Here is a 15758-nt window from a genome sequence, read left to right as displayed (position 1 = left end):
CATCGTCAGGGGGTACTGTTTCTGTGGATAATAATTATGTAACTATTGTCTGCTATTGTCTGCTATTGTCTGCTTTTCTCTGCATCAGTCAGCCACTGCGTAAATGTATCGTTAATAGCAGTTTTTGCAGGCAAGGAACTTTTACTGAACCGCTATAAGCGGGGCCTGGGTTCTTCATCGTCAGGGGGTACTGTTTCTGTGGATAATAATTATGTAACTATTTTTTTCTAAGATTTTTCTTAGGTTGAGTGTAATGTTTTGCCTGATTTTTCACCAAAATAAACATTTTATAATCAAACCTGGATAATATTTTGAAAACATTGATACCATTTTTTCTGGCCTCGGCCAGTTTGTTTATCTCCATCACCGGGCATGCAGAACCAATCAAAACCATAGCCGTTCAGCATCGTATTCCCGCAGTGAAGCTGATCAATACGGCGGACAATCACTCCGCTTTTATTAAGGGCTCGGTGCCTTCTCTGGCAAAATTGTCTTCAGAAGGGCTCTACTTCAGCAATACTTTTGAAGAATGGCAGAAAGGCATTCATCCGGCACCGAAAAAACAGTATGTGGTTACCCTTGTAGGAAAGCTTAAATTTAAGGTTAGCGATGGTTCTACCTTCATTATAGAGCCAGGCACGGTGCTGCTTGCGGCAGATACGATGGGGGAAGGACACAGTTGGGATATCATTGATGGTAAGGAATGGACACGTGTCTATATTCCGGTCGGAGATAACGATCATTTTATTGCCGATCAATAAATTGACGCTTTCTTAATATCAAAACCCCCTCTGCCATAAGGCCTGGGGGTATTTATTGCAAAGCTAAATCTATGCATCTTTCTGAATCGAATTATTTTTTTCACACTATCTCATCTTCTGCTCCTGACCTGTGTCCGGGAGCTACATAAGCTTTGCCCCCTGCATTATTCAGACAGGCAACGCATCTCCGTTCTGTATAAACCTTGCAACCGCGTAGAACTTATTGCCGTTGAGCATAAAGATATTCAAACCAACTCAGGGCCAGGCATTCTGAAGATACGTAAAGAAAACCACGCTATTTGAAGGAACTGGTGGCACGGTTAAACGTTAAGGCGCGTCTTTGGCATAAAAAGCGTTTTTTCTACGGGACATCTGCACCCAGCGGCGTAAGATATGGCACTTTCCCGTCAGAATAATTCCGCTATATGACTGAGCCAAATTCTACGACTGATGCGTTAAACGTTGTTCCGTCAAGGCGCGGTGATTTTCTCCGCCTGCTGTTACGGCGTGATAAAACCCCGGTCATTGTGCTGGTGTTGGCGGGGCTGGTCGGCACCCTCGCAGGGCTGGTTGGCGTTGGTTTTGAAAAGGCCGTCAATGCGGTCAGTACTCACCGGCTGGCTGTATTACATCACGTTGAGCACCACTGGCTGCTGCTGTTTCCTCTCGCGTTTGCTCTTTCTGGCGGGCTGGCTGCCATTGGCTATTATCTGGTCGGACGTTTCGCTCCTGAGGCTTCCGGTTCCGGTATCCCGGAGATTGAAGGGGCACTGGAAGAACTCAGACCGGTGCGCTGGTGGCGGGTGATCCCGGTAAAATTTATTGGCGGAATGGGGACGCTGGGGGGCGGAATGGTTCTGGGGCGCGAGGGGCCGACGGTGCAGCTGGGTGGAAATATTGGCCGAATGGCGCTGGATATTTTCCGCGTGAAGGGAACCGAGGCTCGCCACACGCTGCTGGCCACGGGAGCCGCAGCCGGGCTCTCTGCGGCGTTCAATGCCCCTCTGGCCGGTATCCTGTTTATCATTGAGGAGATGCGCCTGCAATTTCGCTACAGCCTGATTTCTATTAAGGCCGTTTTTATTGGCGTAATCATGTCGGGCATTGTATTTCGTTTCTTCAATGGCGAACACGCGGTGATTGCCGTTGGCAAACTGGCTGATTCTGCGGTTGACACCCTGTGGCTCTACCTGCTGCTGGGGATGGTCTTTGGTGTGGTGGGCGTGGCTTTCAATGCACTGATCTTCAGGATGCAGGATCTGTTTCAACGCCTGCATGGTGGTAACTGGCGTAAGTTTGTAATGATCGGTGCATTGCTGGGCGGCGTGTGTGGAGTGCTGGGCCTGATCAGACCTGAAGTCGCGGGAGGTGGTTTCAATCTGATCCCCATTGCGGTTGCAGGCCATTATTCGCTGGCAATGCTGCTGTTTATTTTTATCGCCCGTGTGGCAACCACCTTGCTGTGCTTTGGCTCTGGTGCGCCGGGAGGTATTTTCGCGCCGATGCTGGCGCTGGGGACGTTGCTGGGGACCGCTTTTGGCATGGTCTGCGCGGGGCTGTTCCCCACCTATCATCTTGACGCGGGAACCTTTGCCATTGCCGGGATGGGAGCACTGTTTGCTGCCTCAGTCAGGGCACCGCTGACCGGTATTGTGTTGGTTCTGGAGATGACTGACAACTATCAGCTCATTTTGCCGATGATTATTACCTGCCTTGGTGCAACATTACTGGCACAGTTTTTTGGCGGTAAGCCGCTTTATTCTTCTTTGCTGGCCCGGCTGTTGGCAAAACAGCAGCAGGTCGATGATGCCGCAGCACAGAATGCCACCTCACCGCACGGCGGCAAAGGTGCTGATACTTGATTGCTATAATGCGCTATAAGATAATAGTGCGATTGATGGTCATAATATGACCTGCCGGGCAATAGCCCGTATGCAACTGGAGTAATACATGAGTGACAATCTAGCACTTCCCCTGCAATTTACCGAAGCGGCGGCCAGTAAAGTCAAAAACCTGATTTCAGATGAAGATAATCCTGATTTGAAACTGCGTGTTTATATCACCGGCGGCGGCTGTAGCGGCTTTCAGTATGGCTTTACCTTTGATGATAAGGTCAATGACGGCGATATGACCATTGAGAAAGCCGGTGTGTCGCTGGTGGTTGATCCAATGAGCCTGCAATATCTGGTGGGTGGGTCGGTTGATTATACCGAAGGGCTGGAAGGATCGCGTTTCGTGGTCACCAACCCTAACGCCAAAACCACCTGTGGCTGCGGTTCGTCCTTCAGCATCTGATATTTTCCCCGGAGCCTGGTCTGCGGGGTTATTTTCTTTGTGTTTTCGCTGGGCAGTGGCTGCACTGCCCAGGCCATTGATGCGCTCTGTCGGCGTCTGAGATGGATGGCAGGACGTTCAGAACATCGCTGGCGGTATGATTATTGCGCGGCCAGCGTCTCAGCCAGTCACCTTTTTCTTGCAATCACCCTGACGTTATCCATTCGCCCCAAATACCCAATGTTTTCAGCAGCGCCCCTGCCGCCCTGAATTATCAGCGCCGGGCCAGAACCACCGATAATTCGCCTGCTGTTGATGCGCTGTCCGTTGGCAATCTGCGCAACAGTGTACGCCTCAGGCGGATAATCTGAATAGCCTGGCCCCCGGGGTTATCCCGGCTGCGAATGCCAGTTTGCTCAGGACGGAAGATAAGGAATTACCTGCGGAACAGCGTGGGCTGCGGCATAAGGCACCGCAGCCAGAGGATGGCAAAAATTTAGCCACGCACAAGACGGGCCAGCAGTGTTTCAACCAACAGTGAGGACTGACTGGCTGCGACGGTCAGGAACTCTTCAAAACTCAGGTGGGATGCCTGGTCGGCTACGTCAGAGATGGCGCGAACCACCACGAAAGGGGTGCCGAACTGATGACAAACATGTGCGATAGCGGTGGCTTCCATCTCCACACCCACGGCCTGTGGGAAGGTGGCGCGGATACGTGCCAGCGGCTCTGCACCATTGATAAAAGCATCGCCACTGACCACCAGACCCCGCACCGCGTGCAGACCGAGTTGTTCAACACAGCTTTCTGTTGCTGCAATCAGCGCCGGATCGGCCTTAAAGGCTGCCGGGCATCCTGCCATCTGACCGGGCTGATAACCAAAGGCGGTGACGTCAGCATCGTGATAGCGCACTTCGTCAGACACCACGATATCACCCACTTTCAACGTAGGTGCCAGGCCACCCGCCGAGCCGGTATTAATAATAAAATCCGGTTTGCACAGTTCCAGTAGCAGGGTGGTTCCCATTGCTGCGGAGACTTTGCCAATGCCCGATTTTAATAAAGCAACCTCTGTGCCATTCAGTGTGCCGGTGTAAATCTCACAACCTGCCAGCGTAATAGTCTGACGGCTTTCGATTTTGTCACGCAGCAGAACAACTTCCTGCTCCATCGCACCAATAATACCTGCTTTCATAGGGACACTCGCTAATGTTGTGGTATAACTCGTCAAATTTGGAGCATAGTTTATCATGATTAAATCCAGCATACTTCAGGCGGGCAATGTCATGGCAGCCTGAGTTGCCAGCGTAACAGTTGGCCGGATTATTTGTGGTCAGGGCGTTATTTAACTTACCAAAGCAGCCAGTTCGGGGGACGACCATGCCAGCAATCGATTTCAGGAAGAAATTCAGTTTTGAAAGGCCGTTTAATAACCGCGAACAACCCCAGGGTGAGTATCGGATCACCCGGCATTTTGAAAGCGATCGTGGTCGAATCATTAACTCCGCTGCTATTCGGCGCCTGCAACAGAAAACCCAGGTTTTTCCACTGGAAAGAAACGCTGCGGTACGTTCGCGTCTGACGCACTCGCTGGAGGTACAGCAGACGGGCCGCTATATTGCCAGAGAGATTATTCAGCATTTAAAAGAACAGCCGGGCGGCCTGGAACAATATGGTCTGAGCGATTTTACCGGGGTATTCGAGAGTCTGGTGGAAATGTCCTGTCTGCTGCATGACGTGGGAAATCCGCCCTTTGGTCACTTTGGTGAGGCGGCGATCAACGACTGGTTTAAAATGAATTTGCCCGGAATGCTGGTGGATCCGGCACAGGCCGGCGTTACCAACAGTGAGCAGAACGAGGCTTTTCTGGCAATCAATGCAAAGCTGCGTCAGGATCTCTGCCACTTTGAAGGCAATGCGCAGGCTATTCGCCTGGTGCATACGCTGTTGCAACTCAATCTGTCATATGTTCAGGTTGCCTGTATCCTGAAATATACCGCTCCGGCCTGGTTCAGCGGTGAAAAACCCGCGCAGTTCAGTACGCTGATGAAAAAGCCGGGTTATTTTCTGTCGGAAGAGAAATTCGTTTCTGAACTGCTACGGGCCACTTCCACGGAGCAATATCATCGTTTTCCACTGACTTATATTATGGAGGCCGCAGATGATATTTCTTACTGTATTGCCGATCTTGATGATGCCGTAGAGAAAGCTATTTTCAGCGTTGATCAGCTTTACGGTTATCTCCAGGCTGAATGGCAATTACTTAAGCAGAATAAGCAAGTCAAGTCAGATGCGTTGTTTGTAAAGATAGTCGACTTTGCTTACAGTGAAGCGCAAAACAAACAGCGTTACCGTAGCCGCAGTGACACCTTTTTTATGCAATTGCGGGTTGGCGTTCAGTCTTTGCTGGTCGGGCATGCAGTCAGACGGTTTATTGATAATATTGCGGCCATCTATAACGGTAATTTTAATCATTCGTTACTGGAAGATGAAAGTAATGAAAGTTGTTTGTTGGCTCTGTTTAAAGCGGTGGCCAGAAAGCACGTATTTAATCATGCGGAAGTGGAACAACTTGAGTTGCAGGGGTATCAGATCATAAAAGGACTGCTGAATATCTATCAACCGCTGTTGGCTATGCCCTGTGCCGACTTTACCGTGCTGATTAATGAGGATTATCACAAAGATTATCCCATTGAAACACGTTTGTTTCATAAGTTGTCAGGAAAGCATCGCAAAGCCTATTCCGTTCACATGCATAATTTGCAGACTCAGCACCCTTTTGAAAAACTTTTATGGGAGCGATATTATCGGGCACGTTTGTTACAGGATTATGTTAGCGGAATGACTGATTTGTATGCGTGGGACGAATATCGTCGGCTGATGGCAGTAGAGTAAAATAACTGGCCGTACTCATTTGTAAAGATGAAGAATATTTTTTTACCTTTAGCTGAATCTAATTCATGAACTTAGCGCTAAAAATTGAATCTCATCTGGGTGACCGCGACATGGTTAAATAATTGGATACTTTTGAGAAAACGACGCATGAAAAAAACACTTTTAGCTAGCGCACTGGTTCTGTGCCTGGGAACGGCAATGAACCCAATTTCTGCACTGGCAGCAGAAACTGCCTCTTCCTCCAGCCAGCAATTGCCAAGCCTGGCACCGATGTTAGAAAAAGTGATGCCTTCAGTGGTGAGTATTAATGTTGAAGGGAGCACAACAGTACGTACACCTCGTTTACCCCAACAGTTCCAGCAGTTTTTTGGCGGAAATTCGCCATTCTGCCAGGACGGTTCGCCTTTCCAGAGATCGCCAATGTGTCAGGGCGGGGCCGATCAGGGACAGGGTGATGCAAATACACAGCAGGAGAAATTCCGCGCTCTGGGTTCAGGCGTGGTGATCGATGCCGCGAAGGGCTATGTCGTTACCAATAACCATGTGGTGAATAATGCCACCAAAATCCAGGTTCAGCTGAGCGACGGGCGTAAATACGACGCAAAAGTCATTGGTAAAGATCCGCGTTCCGATATCGCGTTAATTCAGTTGCAGGACGCGAAAAATCTCACTGCCATTAAGATCGCTGATTCAGACAATTTGCGGGTCGGTGATTACACCGTGGCAATTGGCAACCCGTATGGCCTCGGTGAAACGGTGACTTCCGGGATTGTTTCTGCCCTGGGACGTAGCGGTCTTAATGTTGAAAACTATGAAAACTTTATCCAGACCGACGCAGCAATCAACCGCGGTAACTCCGGCGGTGCGCTGGTCGATCTGAATGGTGAGCTGATTGGTATTAATACGGCGATCCTCGCGCCCGACGGTGGCAACATCGGCATTGGTTTCGCCATTCCGAGTAACATGGTTAAAAATCTGACAGCGCAGATGGTCGAGTATGGTCAGGTGAAACGCGGTGAGTTGGGTATTATGGGTACCGAGCTTAACTCTGAACTGGCGAAAGCAATGAAAGTGGATGCTCAGCGTGGTGCCTTTGTCAGCCAGGTACTGCCAAACTCGTCTGCGGCGAAAGCGGGTATCAAAGCAGGGGACGTTGTGGTTTCCATCAACGGAAAAGCAATTGCCAGCTTTGCCGCGTTGCGTGCGCAGGTGGGCTCTCTCCCGGTTGGCAGTAAAATGGCGCTGGGCCTGATCCGTGATGGAAAACCGCTCACCGTCGACGTTGAGTTAAAGCAAAGTACCCAGACGAAAGTCGATTCCGGGACGATTTATACCGGTATTGAAGGGGCTGACCTCAGCAACTACGATGTAAAAGGCGTTAAGGGTGTCAAGGTTGACAGCGTCAAGGCTGGCTCTGCCGCCGCCCGTATCGGGCTGAAGAAGGATGATGTGATCCTCGGAGTGAATCAGCAGGGTATCGCCAATCTGGGTGAACTGCGTAAGATCCTTGATACCAAACCGTCGGTACTGGCGCTGAATATTCAGCGTGGCGACAGCTCAATTTATCTGCTGATGCAGTAAACATTCAGTGTGGGTTGTGTCACGGGTTCAGTGCACAGGTTGGCCGTGTAGCGTATTTTTGAACGACCCTTGCAAAAGGACGGGTTATTTTAACCCGCCTTTTTGTTGCTAACTGAACACCGCGTCCAGTAGATGTGGTGATCAACAGGTTTTGGCCCTGCCTTGTTGTCTCTGGATTTGCATCTTGCGGTACAGGCAGAGGCTTCTTTTCAGGGAATTAACTATCCCCACATTGGGCGTCATCGAAGTCGGCTTCTGTGCGGGCCCCCTTGCTTGCCTCATCCCATCGCAATTTTTACAACCCCGATCACGCTTGGTGCATATGCACAGTGTTTCGCTGCTTTGCTGCGGTATGCTGGCAGCATAATGTGTTCCAGGAGTCGTCAATGGCTACTTATCATTTGGATCCCCGTCTTGCTCAGGACATTGTTGCCCGTACCATGCGAATTATTGACAGTAATATCAATGTGATGGATGCTCGTGGCCGGATTATCGGTAGTGGTGACCGTGAACGTATCGGCGAGTTGCACGAGGGAGCATTGTTAGCGTTATCACAGGGCAGGGTGGTGGATATTAATGAAGCCGTGGCAAAGCACCTGCACGGGGTGAAGCCGGGGGTCAACCTGCCGCTGCGTATTGATGGCGAGATTGTTGGCGTAATTGGCCTGACAGGTGAACCTGAAGCCCTGCGGCATTATGGCGAGCTGGTCTGTATGACGGCGGAAATGATGCTGGAGCAGGCGCGTTTACTTCATATGCTGGCACAGGATAGCCGCCTGCGGGAAGAGTTGGTGCTGAATCTGATCCGCAGCGACACGCTGTCACCGGCGCTAATGGAATGGGCGCAACGACTGCGTATCGATCTGAATCAGCCGCGGGTGGTTGCGGTTGTGGAGGTTGACAGTGGTCAGCTGGGCGTGGACAGCGCCATGTCGGAGCTGCAACAGCTACAGACGCTGCTGACCACGCCAGAGCGGGATAATCTTATCGCCATTGTTTCACTGACAGAAATGGTGGTACTGAAGCCAGCCTTAAATGCTCACGGTCGCTTTGACGCAGAAGATCATCGTAAGCGGGTTGAACTGTTACAGGCGCGCATGAAGGAGAGCGGCCATTTACGTATGCGGGTTGCGCTGGGTAATTTTTTCACTGGCCCTGGCAGTATTGCCCGTTCTTACCGCACGGCCCATACCACCATGCAGGTGGGTAAACAGAGGATGCCGGAGTTACGCAGTTATTTTTACCAGGATTTGGTGCTGCCGGTGCTGTTGGATAGCCTTCGCGGCGGCTGGCAGGCGGTGGAGTTGTCGCGCCCGCTGGCGAAACTGAAGTCAATGGATAATAACGGTTTACTTCGACGCACGCTGATTGCATGGTTCAGCAATAATGTTCAACCGTCGGCCACCGCAAAAGCGCTGTATATCCACCGCAACACGCTGGAGTATCGCCTGAACCGAATTTCTGAACTGAGCGGCCTTAATCTGAGTAACTTTGACGACCGGTTATTGCTTTATGTCGCGTTGCAGTTCGATGAGCAGCCCTGATTTGACAGGCAGGAAAACGTCGGCGGCGATATGTCTGTCGACAAACGGAAAGTCTGGCAGTAAATAACGCCCACTCAATGCCTGTGTCAGGATTAAGTGGGCCTCTGCTGTTCTGTCCGGGGAATTAACGACCGTTACGGGTCAGTTTTTCCAGATCGGATTCAATTTCGTCGATCTTATTGGACACGACGTATTTCAGATGACGCAGATCTTCCAGAATTTTGCGTTTCAGATCGACATCAACCTGATCGCGTTGGCAGATCTGATCCAGCTCATCAATCACGTAACGCAGGTTCGGACTGATTTCCTGGATTTCCTTATAGCCCTGGCTGACGTTATCCGCCACCACGGTCTTGCGCTGGCGTGGATATTTAAATTTGACGCTTTTGGCAAAAAACTCGCCTTTATCCTTTCGGAAGTAAATTTTCAGAATATCGTTGCTGGCTTCCTGACGCAGGCTGTAGCGGTCAATATCATCAGGGTTAGAAATACCCAAACCTTTCAAATTGTCATACATAGTCATTTATTCCTTAGCGGGAGAGGGGTGTTTTGGCTGCGCGCTGCAAAAACCGACCCGGACCCATCGTCATGCTGACGAAGACAATCTCCATCTGGCTGACGGTGCGCGGTAAGATGTATTTTTGCGTAGCTCGCTCATCCCGTACTCAGATGAGTATATGTGAAAATCTAAAAAGCGATCGGGGAGCGTCTGTGCGCTTAACGGCGCGGATTATCGCCTGGTTAATGCTCAATAGCATCAGTTGTTTTATCACGCCGGAGAGGTTTTTTAGCGCTGAAGTGTAAAGATAACATTACGGGCCACATCAGTGGCCCGCAAAGGAAGTTAATCGATAGTACGCAGCAGTTCGTTGATGCCCACTTTACCACGGGTTTTTGCATCCACTTTCTTCACAATAACCGCACAGTACAGGCTGTAGCTGCCATCTTTCGACGGTAAGTTACCGGATACCACTACGGAACCTGCCGGAACACGTCCGTAATGAACTTCGCCGGTTTCACGATCGTAGATTTTGGTGCTCTGGCCGATGTACACGCCCATGGAGATCACCGCGCCTTCTTCCACTATCACGCCTTCAACGATCTCTGAACGCGCACCGATAAAGCAGTTATCTTCGATAATGGTCGGGTTTGCCTGCAATGGTTCCAGTACGCCACCGATGCCAACGCCCCCTGACAAATGAACGTTTTTACCAATCTGGGCGCAGGATCCGACGGTTGCCCATGTATCCACCATTGAACCTTCATCAACCCATGCACCGATATTAACGTAGGAGGGCATCAGCACGGTATTGCGCGCAATAAATGCGCCCTGGCGCACGGCGGCAGGAGGCACCACGCGGAAGCCTTCTTTTTTGAAACGGGCGTCATCATAGTCTGCAAACTTCATCGGTACTTTATCGTAGAAACGGCTTTCAGCACCTTCCATCACCTGGTTGTCATTGAGGCGAAAAGAGAGCAGCACGGCTTTTTTCAGCCACTGGTGTGTTACCCATTGCCCGTCAATTTTTTCAGCCACGCGCAGCACGCCACTGTCCAGCAGGCTTATTACCTGCTTTACCGCTTCACGGGTAACCGTGTCGGCATTCGTGGGGGTGATTTCTGCACGGCGCTCAAAGGCGCTCTCAATAACACTTTGTAACTGTTGCATTAATTTTATTTCCTGTATCTGAACATCTCTCCGGGCCGACACGACCACGCGCTTCGGACGCTGCCGCACTGGTTCCCGGAAGGCGGGGTAAAAATTAAATTTGGGTCACACTTTATCGTTTGGATTAAGGGCCTCTGTCAACCGTTGTTGTATCAGTTCACACAATTGTGGACTGAGGGCACGGCGTTCACTGTCGGCAATGATAAACAGATCTTCCACGCGTTCACCGATGGTACTGATACGTGCGCCATGTAATGAAACGCCCAGATCGGCGAACACTTCGCCCACCCGCGCCAGCAGCCCGGGTTGATCCAGCGCGATCAATTCCATATAGGTGCGATTATCAGCATGAGTGGGCAGAAACTTGGTTTCAGTTTCCACGCTGAAATGCTTCAGTCTGGCGGACTGGCGGCGGGTTTTGGGCGGCTGCCAGTGAGTCTGGGCGATAGCCTGTCCAAGCGCTTCGCTGATCATCTGGTGACGATCGGTTGCCAGCGGGCTGCCGTCAGGCTCCAGTACGATGAAAGTATCCATCGCCATGCCGTCCCGACTGGTGAAAATCTGTGCATCATGCACGCTCAGGTTGCGGCGATCCAGTTCACCTGCCACGGTGGCAAACAGATAAGGCCGGTCCGGGCTCCAGATAAAGATCTCAGTACCACCGCGTGTGGCCTGCGGACTGACCAGAACCAGCGGTTCGCTCAGGTTATGGTTCATCAGGTGACGGGCGTGCCATGCCAGTTGATTCGGGGTGTGACGCAGGAAGTAATCCGCGCGACAGCGTCGCCAGATACGATGAAGGGCGTGCTCATCTATATTGTCCATGCGTAGTAATGCCAGTGCCTGAAGCCGGTGATGGCGAACGCGCTCGCGAAGATCCGGGCTGTTTTCCATGCCGCGGCGCAGCTGTTTTTCCGTGGCGAAAAACAGCTCGCGCAGCAGGCTTTGTTTCCAGCTGTTCCACAGTGTTTCATTGGTGGCACAGATGTCTGCCACCGTCAGGCAGACCAGATAGCGCAGATGATTTTCATTCTGCATCACTTCGGCAAATTGCTGTATTTCTGTCGGATCCTGAATATCCCGCCGCTGTGCGGTCACCGACATTAACAGATGATGGCGCACCAGCCAGGAAACCAGTTGTGCCTCACGGGAATTCAGCCCGTGCAAGTCGGCAAACTGCAGCGCATCCTCGGCACCAAGAATTGAGTGATCGCCACCACGGCCTTTGGCGATATCATGAAACAGCGCCGCCATCAGCAATAATTCGGGCTGCGGTAGCCTTGGCCAAATCTCCACGCAGAGGGGATGCTGTGATCGGGTTCCCTCGTCGGCAAAACTTTCCAGCTTCTGTAATACGCGGATCGTGTGTTCATCCACGGTGTAGGCATGAAACAGGTCGAACTGCATCTGTCCGACGATATTGCCCCACTGAGGCATGTAGGCCCATAACACGCTGTGGCGATGCATGGGCACCAACGCCTGGCTCACCGCGCCGGGATGACGCAAAATGGAGAGAAATAGTTGGCGGGCTTCCGGGATGTAACAAAGCGGCTGTTCCAGGTGGCGGCGTGCATGACGTAGCTGACGAAGGGTGGTGGAGTAAATGCCGCGGATATTTGGCATACGCACCATGGTGTGAAACATGCGCATGATCGCTTCCGGCTGGCGGGCAAACAGCGTTTCATCAATCAGATCGATCAACCTGCCGCGCAACTGGAACTCGTCATCAATGGCACGGGGCTTTTCATCTTCTTCCAGCGCAAGGATAGCTTCGTCGAAAAGTTGCAAAAGCATTTGGTTCAGTTCGCTGACGCGGCCGGTGACGCGATAGAAATCTTTCATCATCCGCTCGACCGACTGGTTGCCTTCTCCCTGGTAGTTCAGGCGTTGGGCCACATTCAGCTGACGATCAAACAGCAGTCGGTTATCGTAACGAGGCAGCGTCAGATGCAGGGCAAACCGAATGCGCCAGAGAAAATGCTGACATTCGTTCAGCTCATTACGTTCTGCTTCGGTCAGAAAACCAAAACCCACCATTTCATCAAGGGAGGTGGCGCCAAAATGGCGTCGTGCTACCCACAGCAATGTGTGGATATCACGCAGTCCTCCGGGACTGCTTTTAATATCTGGTTCAAGGTTGTAGCTGGTGCCGTGATAGCGATGGTGACGTTCCTGTTGCTCGGCAATCTTGGCAGCAAAGAAACGATCCGAAGGCCAGAATCCATCGCTGAAGACGTTTTTTTGCAATTCAAGGAACAGTGTGACATCACCGACCAGCATACGGGATTCTATCAGGTTGGTGGCCACGGTCAGATCTGACAGCCCTTCCAGAAGGCACTCTTCCAGCGTTCTTACGCTGTGTCCTACCTCCAGTTTCAGGTCCCACATCAGCGTCAGTAGCGCACTGGTGCGCTGGGCATCTTCTGCTGAGAGGGGACTGCGGCTGAGGATTAGCACGTCAATATCGGACAATGGGTGCAGCTCACCACGTCCGTAGCCGCCGACGGCAACTAAAGCAATATCTTGCTGTTCAGGAAAATTATAAAAGCGCCACAGGCGGCGCAGCAGGCGATCGATAAACAGCGTACGGGCATCGATCAATTGCTCCACATCAACGCCCTGGTCAAACGCGCAGGCCAGGTGGTGTCGGAAATGTTCCAGATGCTGCTTTAGCTTGTCACGCGTCAGCTCACTGTCATCCCAGTTTGCAGCAGATTCCGTCAGCCCGTCATTTTTCAGTATATCAGTCACGCCAGTGCTCCAGGTTGTGCTCCGCCAGTCGGAATAGTTGGGCGGTCCTCAGGACAATACCGCCAGTATGCGGTCAAAATCAAAATAAAACGGTACTGCCTGAGGGAGGAGATAAAAGGGAGCGCCAGCTAAGGTTTTCCGACAGAGGCGCTGTCGGTGCCGTGAAGGGTACTGTCTTTCAAAGGAGAACTTCGCTTTCAGGAACGCACTGCATCAGCGGTGCGTTCCTGTACTGCTGTAACGGGATCGAGCGGGGTTACATCGGGTGAGTAAGGATCGCCGGTATAGTGTCGTCTTTACGCAATGTCATAATTTCACAGCCGGTTTCCGTGACCACAATAGTATGTTCATACTGTGCCGACAGGCTACGATCTTTGGTTTTCACCGTCCAGCCATCCTTCATGCTGCGGATCCGATAGTCCCCTGCATTGACCATTGGCTCGATAGTAAAGGCCATGCCGGCCTGCAACACTACACCGCCGTCATCCGCATCGTAGTGCAATACCTGTGGCTCTTCATGGAACCCTTTGCCGATCCCGTGACCACAGTATTCACGCACCACGGAAAAATCCTGTGCTTCAACAAACTGCTGAATTTCGCGACCAATGGTACGCAGTCGGATACCCGGTTTGACCATGCGTAAGGCAAGATAGAGACTTTCCTGTGTTACGCGACAGAGGCGTTCTCCCTGGATGGTCGGCTGGCCGACAAGATACATTTTGGAAGTGTCGCCGTGGTATTCATCTTTAATGACGGTAACGTCAATATTGACGATATCGCCCTCTTTCAGAATTTTGTCATCGCTGGGAATGCCGTGGCAGACTACCTCATTGACTGAGATACAGACTGACTTCGGAAAGCCGTGATAGCCGAGGCTTGCCGAAATCGCCTTCTGAGTATTAACGATGTAATCGTGACAAAGGCGATCCAGCTCGCCGGTACTGACGCCGGGTTTGACGTGTTCTTCGATCATTTCCAGCACTTCAGCAGCCAGACGGCCAGCGACGCGCATTTTTTCAATTTCTTCAGGAGTTTTGATTGTAATTGCCATTCATTTAGTCCGCAGCTGACGATATTTTCGACAATAATAAAAGAAGTGCTGCAATGGTAGCAGTCCACTTTGCCGCTGCCAATTGTCGTTTGTCATGGCGATGAAAAATTAGCTTCGCGCGGCACTTTGTGATATAAAGCGCGCCGACGAATCCCTGTATCAGCAGTTTCACAGGGAAGCGCATAAATCTCCCGTGTAAATAACACACATGTATCGACACATACGCCGGGGTGCCTTGAACGTTGTGAGAGGTCGGTTGTATGGGATACATGGAGGCTTAACCCCAAATCATTCTATAGAGGTAATCATGGCAACTGTTTCCATGCGCGACATGCTCAAGGCCGGTGTACACTTCGGTCACCAGACCCGTTACTGGAACCCGAAAATGAAGCCATTCATCTTCGGCGCGCGTAACAAAGTTCACATCATCAACCTTGAACAAACGGTACCAATGTTCAACGAAGCGCTGGCTGAACTGAACAAAATTGCTTCCCGTAAAGGTAAAATTCTGTTCGTTGGTACCAAGCGTGCAGCAAGCGAAGCGGTAAAAGAGCATGCTCTGAGCTGCGATCAGTTCTTCGTAAACCACCGCTGGCTGGGTGGTATGCTGACTAACTGGAAAACCGTGCGTCAGTCCATCAAACGTCTGAAAGATCTGGAAACTCAGTCTCAGGACGGTACTTTCGATAAACTGACCAAAAAAGAAGCGCTGATGCGCGATCGAGAGCTGGCCAAGCTGGAAAACAGCCTGGGCGGTATCAAAGACATGGGCGGCCTGCCGGACGCACTGTTTGTTATCGATGCCGATCACGAACATATCGCTATCAAAGAAGCGAACAACCTGGGTATCCCGGTATTCGCCGTTGTTGATACTAATTCTGATCCAGACGGTGTTGACTTCATTATCCCTGGTAATGACGACGCCATCCGCGCTGTTAGCCTGTACCTGACCGCAGTGGCCACCACTGTGCGTGAAGGTCGCTCTCAGGACCTGGTTCAGCAGGCAGAAGAAAGCTTCGCTGAAGCTGAATAAGGCGTGCTCTACAGAGAGCCCTTATATCCGTTGTCTCTGATGCCGCAGTGATACTGGTTTCGTGTTTTTTGCCCGGATGACTGACCTGAGTCAGCGTGACAGGCATTCTGCACAAAGCGTCCTGCTGTCGTGTCAGGGATAATGGGTAGCCATCAGATTAAAATCTGTAAGGGGCCTGACTGGCCCCTTTATTTTTTCG

The 15758-nt window shown here is 51.3% G+C and carries 12 protein-coding genes; 7 read left to right on the top strand and 5 right to left on the bottom strand.

Going from position 1 to position 15758, the window contains the following annotated elements:
• Positions 1-311: 311 nt before the first annotated feature.
• The 3 genes from EB241_RS08935 to erpA all read left to right on the top strand — a co-directional run bounded on the left by EB241_RS08935 (position 312) and on the right by erpA (position 3056).
• Positions 312-761, top strand: coding sequence for a cupin domain-containing protein (locus EB241_RS08935; RefSeq protein ID WP_124232848.1), 450 nt, complete (start codon positions 312-314; stop codon positions 759-761).
• Between the two features lie 425 nt (positions 762-1186).
• The gene (clcA, locus tag EB241_RS08930; protein ID WP_124232847.1) at positions 1187-2623 is read left to right on the top strand and encodes a H(+)/Cl(-) exchange transporter ClcA; all 1437 of its coding nucleotides are present in this window, start codon (positions 1187-1189) and stop codon (positions 2621-2623) included.
• A gap of 88 nt (positions 2624-2711) precedes the next feature.
• Positions 2712-3056 (top strand): iron-sulfur cluster insertion protein ErpA, encoded by a 345-nt coding sequence (erpA, locus tag EB241_RS08925; protein WP_124232846.1) that lies wholly within the window; start codon positions 2712-2714, stop codon positions 3054-3056.
• A gap of 475 nt (positions 3057-3531) precedes the next feature.
• On the opposite strand, the gene mtnN is transcribed toward erpA, so the two are convergent.
• Positions 3532-4230: a 5'-methylthioadenosine/S-adenosylhomocysteine nucleosidase gene (gene mtnN / locus EB241_RS08920; protein WP_124232845.1), complete on the bottom strand. Its 699-nt coding sequence runs from the start codon at positions 4228-4230 to the stop codon at positions 3532-3534.
• 185 nt (positions 4231-4415) lie between these two features.
• Here mtnN and dgt point away from each other — a divergent pair, with 185 nt between their 5' ends.
• The 3 genes from dgt to EB241_RS08905 all read left to right on the top strand — a co-directional run bounded on the left by dgt (position 4416) and on the right by EB241_RS08905 (position 9055).
• Positions 4416-5930, top strand: a complete 1515-nt coding sequence (gene dgt / locus EB241_RS08915) for a dGTPase (RefSeq protein WP_124232844.1) — start codon at positions 4416-4418, stop codon at positions 5928-5930.
• A 147-nt stretch (positions 5931-6077) separates the two neighbouring features.
• The gene (degP, locus tag EB241_RS08910) at positions 6078-7511 is read left to right on the top strand and encodes a serine endoprotease DegP (protein ID WP_124232843.1); all 1434 of its coding nucleotides are present in this window, start codon (positions 6078-6080) and stop codon (positions 7509-7511) included.
• 386 nt (positions 7512-7897) lie between these two features.
• Positions 7898-9055 (top strand): CdaR family transcriptional regulator, encoded by a 1158-nt coding sequence (locus EB241_RS08905; RefSeq protein ID WP_124232842.1) that lies wholly within the window; start codon positions 7898-7900, stop codon positions 9053-9055.
• A gap of 124 nt (positions 9056-9179) precedes the next feature.
• Here EB241_RS08905 and EB241_RS08900 read toward each other — a convergent pair whose 3' ends face one another.
• The 4 genes from EB241_RS08900 to map all read right to left on the bottom strand — a co-directional run bounded on the left by EB241_RS08900 (position 9180) and on the right by map (position 14526).
• Positions 9180-9572, bottom strand: coding sequence for a DUF3461 family protein (locus tag EB241_RS08900; protein ID WP_124232841.1), 393 nt, complete (start codon positions 9570-9572; stop codon positions 9180-9182).
• Positions 9573-9899: 327 nt separating this feature from the next.
• On the bottom strand, positions 9900-10724 hold the full coding sequence (gene dapD, locus EB241_RS08895) for a 2,3,4,5-tetrahydropyridine-2,6-dicarboxylate N-succinyltransferase (protein WP_124232840.1): 825 nt from the start codon (positions 10722-10724) through the stop codon (positions 9900-9902).
• 105 nt (positions 10725-10829) lie between these two features.
• Positions 10830-13475, bottom strand: a complete 2646-nt coding sequence (gene glnD, locus EB241_RS08890) for a bifunctional uridylyltransferase/uridylyl-removing protein GlnD (RefSeq protein ID WP_124232839.1) — start codon at positions 13473-13475, stop codon at positions 10830-10832.
• A 256-nt stretch (positions 13476-13731) separates the two neighbouring features.
• The gene (map, locus tag EB241_RS08885) at positions 13732-14526 is read right to left on the bottom strand and encodes a type I methionyl aminopeptidase (RefSeq protein ID WP_124232838.1); all 795 of its coding nucleotides are present in this window, start codon (positions 14524-14526) and stop codon (positions 13732-13734) included.
• Between the two features lie 307 nt (positions 14527-14833).
• On the opposite strand from map, the gene rpsB reads away from it, so the two are divergent.
• Positions 14834-15559, top strand: a complete 726-nt coding sequence (gene rpsB, locus EB241_RS08880; protein WP_124232837.1) for a 30S ribosomal protein S2 — start codon at positions 14834-14836, stop codon at positions 15557-15559.
• The last annotated feature ends 199 nt before the right edge of the window (positions 15560-15758 follow it).

This window comes from Erwinia psidii, from assembly GCF_003846135.1.
Classification (GTDB): domain Bacteria; phylum Pseudomonadota; class Gammaproteobacteria; order Enterobacterales; family Enterobacteriaceae; genus Erwinia; species Erwinia psidii.
The sequence above is the reverse complement of the archived record's forward strand: the minus strand, read 5'-3'. Positions and strand labels throughout refer to the sequence as shown.

Excerpts from the sequence above, each read along its gene's own strand:
- rpsB (WP_124232837.1), top strand. The coding sequence starts at position 14,834 with ATGGCAACTGTTTCCATGCGCGACATGCTCAAGGCCGGTGTACACTTC.
- dgt (WP_124232844.1), top strand. The coding sequence starts at position 4,416 with ATGCCAGCAATCGATTTCAGGAAGAAATTCAGTTTTGAAAGGCCGTTT.
- mtnN (WP_124232845.1), bottom strand. The coding sequence starts at position 4,230 with ATGAAAGCAGGTATTATTGGTGCGATGGAGCAGGAAGTTGTTCTGCTG.
- EB241_RS08905 (WP_124232842.1), top strand. The coding sequence starts at position 7,898 with ATGGCTACTTATCATTTGGATCCCCGTCTTGCTCAGGACATTGTTGCC.
- degP (WP_124232843.1), top strand. The coding sequence starts at position 6,078 with ATGAAAAAAACACTTTTAGCTAGCGCACTGGTTCTGTGCCTGGGAACG.
- clcA (WP_124232847.1), top strand. The coding sequence starts at position 1,187 with ATGACTGAGCCAAATTCTACGACTGATGCGTTAAACGTTGTTCCGTCA.
- EB241_RS08900 (WP_124232841.1), bottom strand. The coding sequence starts at position 9,572 with ATGTATGACAATTTGAAAGGTTTGGGTATTTCTAACCCTGATGATATT.
- dapD (WP_124232840.1), bottom strand. The coding sequence starts at position 10,724 with ATGCAACAGTTACAAAGTGTTATTGAGAGCGCCTTTGAGCGCCGTGCA.
- erpA (WP_124232846.1), top strand. The coding sequence starts at position 2,712 with ATGAGTGACAATCTAGCACTTCCCCTGCAATTTACCGAAGCGGCGGCC.
- map (WP_124232838.1), bottom strand. The coding sequence starts at position 14,526 with ATGGCAATTACAATCAAAACTCCTGAAGAAATTGAAAAAATGCGCGTC.